Source organism: Halapricum sp. CBA1109 (assembly GCF_009741825.1).
GTDB lineage: Archaea > Halobacteriota > Halobacteria > Halobacteriales > Haloarculaceae > Halapricum.
In genome coordinates, this window is record NZ_WPCA01000181.1 from 1 (window position 1) to 4,508 (window position 4,508).

Genomic DNA, 4,508 nt, shown 5'->3' on the forward strand with positions numbered 1-4,508 from the left:
TCCGCGGCCGACAGCGCCGTTCCCGCGGCGTCACGCTCGGCTCCCTCGGATCGGGGACGGACGACGGCGGCCGCGGCGGCGGTCCGGTCGGCCGCCGACCGCGTCGTCGATCCCGAGGCGATTCTCTCGGACGCGGTGGTCGACCGACTCGGCGAGGGCGGCGCCCGGATGCACCGCCTCGAACGCGTCCTCTCGGACATCGACGGACCGCTCGCGGTCGTCACCCACGACAATCCCGACCCGGACGCTATCGCCAGCGCCGTAGCGCTCGGTCGCCTCGCGGAGACGGTCGGTACGGACGCCGAGACGTGTTACTTCGGCTCTATCTCACACCAGGAGAACCGGGCGATGGTGAACGTCCTCGACCTCGACCTCCGGAACGTCGACGGCGAGACGGACCTCGACCAGTTCGGCGGGTTCGCGCTCGTCGACCACTCCCGGCCCGGCGTCAACGACCAGTTGCCGCCGGACACGCCCATCGACATCGTCATCGATCACCACCCGCCGCGGGGACCGGTCGACGCCGAGTACGTCGACCTCCGGAGCGACTTCGGGGCGACCAGCACGCTGTTGGTCGAGTACTTCCAGCAGTTCGACGTGGCCATCGAACCGACGGTGGCGACGGCGCTTTTGTTCGGCATCCGCGTCGACACCGACAACTTCTCGCGGGAGGTGTCCGCCGCGGACTTCGAGGCCGCGTCGACGCTCGTCTCCGTCGCCGACCTCGACACCCTCGACCGCTTCGAGAGCCCCAGCGTGGACCCGGAGACGATGGAGACCATCGCCACCGCTATCACCAACCGGACGGAGCACGGTCCGGCGCTGATAACCGGCGTCGGTTACATCGCCAACCGCGACGCGCTGGCACAGGCGGCCGACCGGTTGTTGAACCTCGACGGCGTGACGACCGTACTCGTCCACGGTATCAAAGACCAGACGGTGTTCGTCTCCGCCCGCGCTCGCGGTGCCGACGTCGACCTCGGGGAGGCGCTCCGGGACGCGTTCGGACAGATCGGTAGCGCCGGCGGCCACGCCGATATGGCCGGCGCACAGCTAGAGTTGGGGATGATGGGCGTCAACGAGGACACCGAGTCGGTCCCCGATGTCGTCGACGACGTGCTCTCGGACCGGTTTCTGGACGTCCTCGAAGCGCGCTGGAACCGACAGGTCCCGAGCGATTTCTTCCCCGGGCCTATCGAGGAACTCACCTCGACCGACCGTTCGTGATCAGACCGAGCGCGCGCGGTACTCGCCGTGTTTGACGCCGAGAACGAGCACTATCGCGCCGAATATCAGTGCCGACGGTGCGACCATCATCAGCGTCGTCGTGAATCCCATCGGTGTCAGCGACGCGCCGCCGACACTGACGACGACCAGTGCCAGAAACACTCCGAGCGTCGTGGCTCTGTCGAACTCCATACTCGGTCGTTCGGCCTGCACCCTCTTGAACGCGTAGCTTCCGGTCGAACTCACCCCAAGTGCGCCCGCAGTCGGTCGACCGCCGTCCCGACCCGGTCGGTACACATCGAGAACCGGATCCACGGGCCGACGCTCTCCCCGAGGCCGCCCCCGGCATCCCGGCGACGCCGGCCTCGTCGATCAACTCGTAGACCGCCTCGAAGTCCCCACCTACGTCCGGCAACTGTGCCATCACGTAGAACCCGCCGTCGGGGTCGGTGTAGGCCGCACCGATGTCGTCGAGGCCGTCGGTGAACCGGTCGATTCGCTCGCGGACGCGCCGCCGCGAGGCCGCGTAGTACTCGGGCGTCGTCGCCGCCAGCGCGTGGGCCACGGCGTACTGGGCCGGGCGACTCCCGGTCACCGTCCCCAGCATATGTCGCGTCCGGGCGGCCTCCCGGAGCGCCTCGTCCTCGATTATCGTATACCCCACCCGGAACCCGGTGATGGCCATCGTCTTCGAGTAGGCGTCGGTCACGACTCTGTTCGGCGAGTCGACCGCCAGCGCGCTACTGAACCGCCCGGAGTAGTCGAAGTGGTCGTACACCTCGTCGCTGACCAGCAGAGCGTCGACGGACTCGGCCACGTCGACCAACTCCCGCATCGTCGCCGCGTCGTAGACGGCCCCGGTCGGGTTGTTCGGACTGTTGACCACCACGACTGCGGTGTCCTCGCTCGCGGCCGCCCTGACCGCCTCGGGGTTTAGCTCCCCCGTCGGTCCGGCGGTGACGTAGGTCGTCTCGGCGTCGAGGAAGTTCGCCCGCCCGGCGTAGTAGGGGTAGACCGGATCGACCAGCAGTATCTCCTCGCCGCTGTACTGCGCCAGTCCGCAGGCCATCGCGAGGTGGTTGGCCTCGCCCGCGCCGTTGGTCACGATGACTGATTCCACGGGCACGTCACGCCGTCGGGCGATAGCCTTCCGGAGGGGCCGGATGCCGGCGCTGGGCGGATACTGGAACGCCTCGGGGTCGGCGTCGGCGTAGGCGCGCAGCCCGTCCCGGAGCGCCGCCGGCGGGTCCCAGTCGGGGCTCCCCGAGACCATATCGACCACGTCGCGGTCGGCCCGCGCCGCGTACTGCATCACCCGGTAGAACTGCGGCGTCTCGTAGTCCATACCCACACTGCGGTCCCCGCCGACTTGTAAGCGCTACGCCACGGACGCCGCTTCGCCGGAGAAACAGCCGTTCGCTCGGGTGTGCACTATCGAGGCCGATGCGGCGGCGACCGATGCACCGCTCCGCTACTCGGGGACGTCCGGGTCGTCGCTCTCGGTTCGCGTCTTGTCGAGGTCCTTCTCGCCGAAGTATATCTCCGCGCCGTCTTGGGCCACCTTCTCGGCGAGGACGGCGCATTTGATCCGCATCGGGGAGATGTCGACGCCGAGCATCTCCGTGATGTCGTCTCTGTCCATCTCCCGGAGTTCCTCGATGGACGTGCCCTGTAACTGCTCGGACAGCATCGACGCCGACGCCTGCGAGATAGCACAGCCGTCACCGCGGAAGGCGACGGCCTCTATCGTCTCCTCGTCGTCGTCGAGAACCACGTCCATCTCGATGGTGTCGCCGCACATCGGGTTCTCGCCGACGTGGGTGAACGTCGCGTCCTCGATCTCCCCGTAGTTGCGGGGGTTCTTGTAGTGATCGAGGATCTGCTGCCGGTACATATCCGAGCCTCCGATACCCATTGGTAGCTACTCGTTGGTGTGTCAGCCCGAAAAAACGTTCCGAGAGGGGCAATCGCACGGTCTTTCCGGCGGGCCCTGCGTGTCCCCGACAGTCCACGCCCACCAACCATTTGCCCGTCCGACCCGTACGTTAGATAATTCCTCTCAGTATGGCCAGTCTGGACGAGATTCCGTCGGTGCCGATGCCGCGGCTCACACCGCTGCGTATCGCCGGTGTCTACCTCGTGTTCGGGCTCTCGTGGATATACCTCTCCGACGGCGTGCTGTGGGCGCTGACTGACGACGGCGAGATCCGGCTCTGGATCGAGGCGACGAAGGGGACGCTGTTCGTCCTCGTCTCCAGCGGCCTGATCTACTGGCTGACGCGCCGTGCTCGACACACGTACGCGGAGACGCAGGGCCGACTCGAAAAGCGCAACCGCGAGTTGAGCATCTTCCACCGAATCGTTCGGCACAACCTCCGGAACGTCGCGACGGTGCTGACCGGCCGGGCCGAGGCCGCCGCCGAGGCCGAGGACCCCGACCCGCATCTCGCGGTGATCGAACGCAAGAGCGACCGCCTCCGGACGCTCGCCGAAAAGGCCAGCCTCCTCCGGGGCGTCTCCGACGATCAGTCCGCCCGACGGGTCCAACAGGACCTCTGTCAGGCGGTCACGGAAATATGCGACCAGCACCGCGAGAGCGACCCCGACGCCGACATCGCCGTCGACTGCCCGGACTGCATCGTGACGATGGTCCCCGCCCGAATCGGCTTCGCCGTCTCGGAACTCGTCGAGAACGCCATCGTCCACGCCGGCCCGGACGCCACGGTCGTCGTCACCGTCGACGGCGACGACGAGTACTTTCGGATCACCGTCGACGACGACGGCCCCGGCATCCCCGACGTCGAACGGACGGCCATCGAGGGGACCGTCGAGGATGTCCTCGACCACTCCGAGGGCGTCGGCCTGTGGCTGGTCCGCCTCATCGTCGAGAACGCCGGCGGCGACCTCGCCGTCGTGGAGAGCGACCTCGGCGGTACCGCGGTCAGACTGACGTTCGCACGCGTCGAACCGGACGAGGACGAGGAACCCGCTGTGACGGTGCCGGCCGGCTGACCACCTCGCTTGGAGGCTCTGCACGTCGACCAGTTTGTCGATCTCCTCGCGGGTGTTGTGAGACCACCTTTTTCGGCCCGGGTGATTCGCTTGGCTCACGGTTGTCCCGTTCGCCATCGCGGCCCCTCTCTACGTTCGGTGCCGCGCTTCGCTCATCACCACTCGCGCAAAAACGTGGGCGAAAAAGCCGGACCCTCGGCCGCTGGCCTCGGGTCCGGAACAGACTCAAGCGAACAACTGCCGAGCCTGGCGAGACTCCTGCCGTCGTC

General features: G+C 67.5%; 4 protein-coding genes and 1 pseudogene. 2 read left to right on the forward strand and 3 right to left on the reverse strand.

Annotated features, from left to right (window positions below):
* Nucleotides 1-1,227: bifunctional oligoribonuclease/PAP phosphatase NrnA (locus tag GJ629_RS14490; protein WP_157513663.1), on the forward strand; the 1,227-nt coding region annotated here is incomplete at its 5' end.
* Here GJ629_RS14490 and GJ629_RS14495 read toward each other — a convergent pair.
* The 3 genes and pseudogenes from GJ629_RS14495 to sufU all read right to left on the reverse strand — a co-directional run bounded on the left by GJ629_RS14495 (nt 1,228) and on the right by sufU (nt 3,142).
* Nucleotides 1,228-1,419, reverse strand: coding sequence for a hypothetical protein (locus tag GJ629_RS14495; protein ID WP_157513664.1), 192 nt, complete (start codon nt 1,417-1,419; stop codon nt 1,228-1,230). It lies immediately after the preceding gene.
* Nucleotides 1,420-1,469: 50 nt separating this feature from the next.
* Nucleotides 1,470-2,572 (reverse strand): annotated as a pseudogene (locus GJ629_RS14500) (pyridoxal phosphate-dependent aminotransferase).
* A gap of 126 nt (nt 2,573-2,698) precedes the next feature.
* Nucleotides 2,699-3,142, reverse strand: coding sequence for a Fe-S cluster assembly sulfur transfer protein SufU (gene sufU / locus GJ629_RS14505; protein WP_157513665.1), 444 nt, complete (start codon nt 3,140-3,142; stop codon nt 2,699-2,701).
* A gap of 149 nt (nt 3,143-3,291) precedes the next feature.
* On the opposite strand from sufU, the gene GJ629_RS14510 reads away from it, so the two are divergent.
* Nucleotides 3,292-4,239 carry a sensor histidine kinase KdpD gene (locus tag GJ629_RS14510; RefSeq protein WP_157513666.1) on the forward strand — a complete coding sequence of 316 codons (948 nt, stop codon included), beginning with the start codon at nt 3,292-3,294 and terminating at the stop codon, nt 4,237-4,239.
* Nucleotides 4,240-4,508 lie beyond the last annotated feature (269 nt).

What these genes read in the sequence shown, in the direction of transcription:
- GJ629_RS14495 (WP_157513664.1), bottom strand. Translation starts at nt 1,419, where the DNA reads ATGGAGTTCGACAGAGCCACGACGCTCGGAGTGTTTCTGGCACTGGTC.
- sufU (WP_157513665.1), bottom strand. Translation starts at nt 3,142, where the DNA reads ATGGGTATCGGAGGCTCGGATATGTACCGGCAGCAGATCCTCGATCAC.
- GJ629_RS14510 (WP_157513666.1), top strand. Translation starts at nt 3,292, where the DNA reads ATGGCCAGTCTGGACGAGATTCCGTCGGTGCCGATGCCGCGGCTCACA.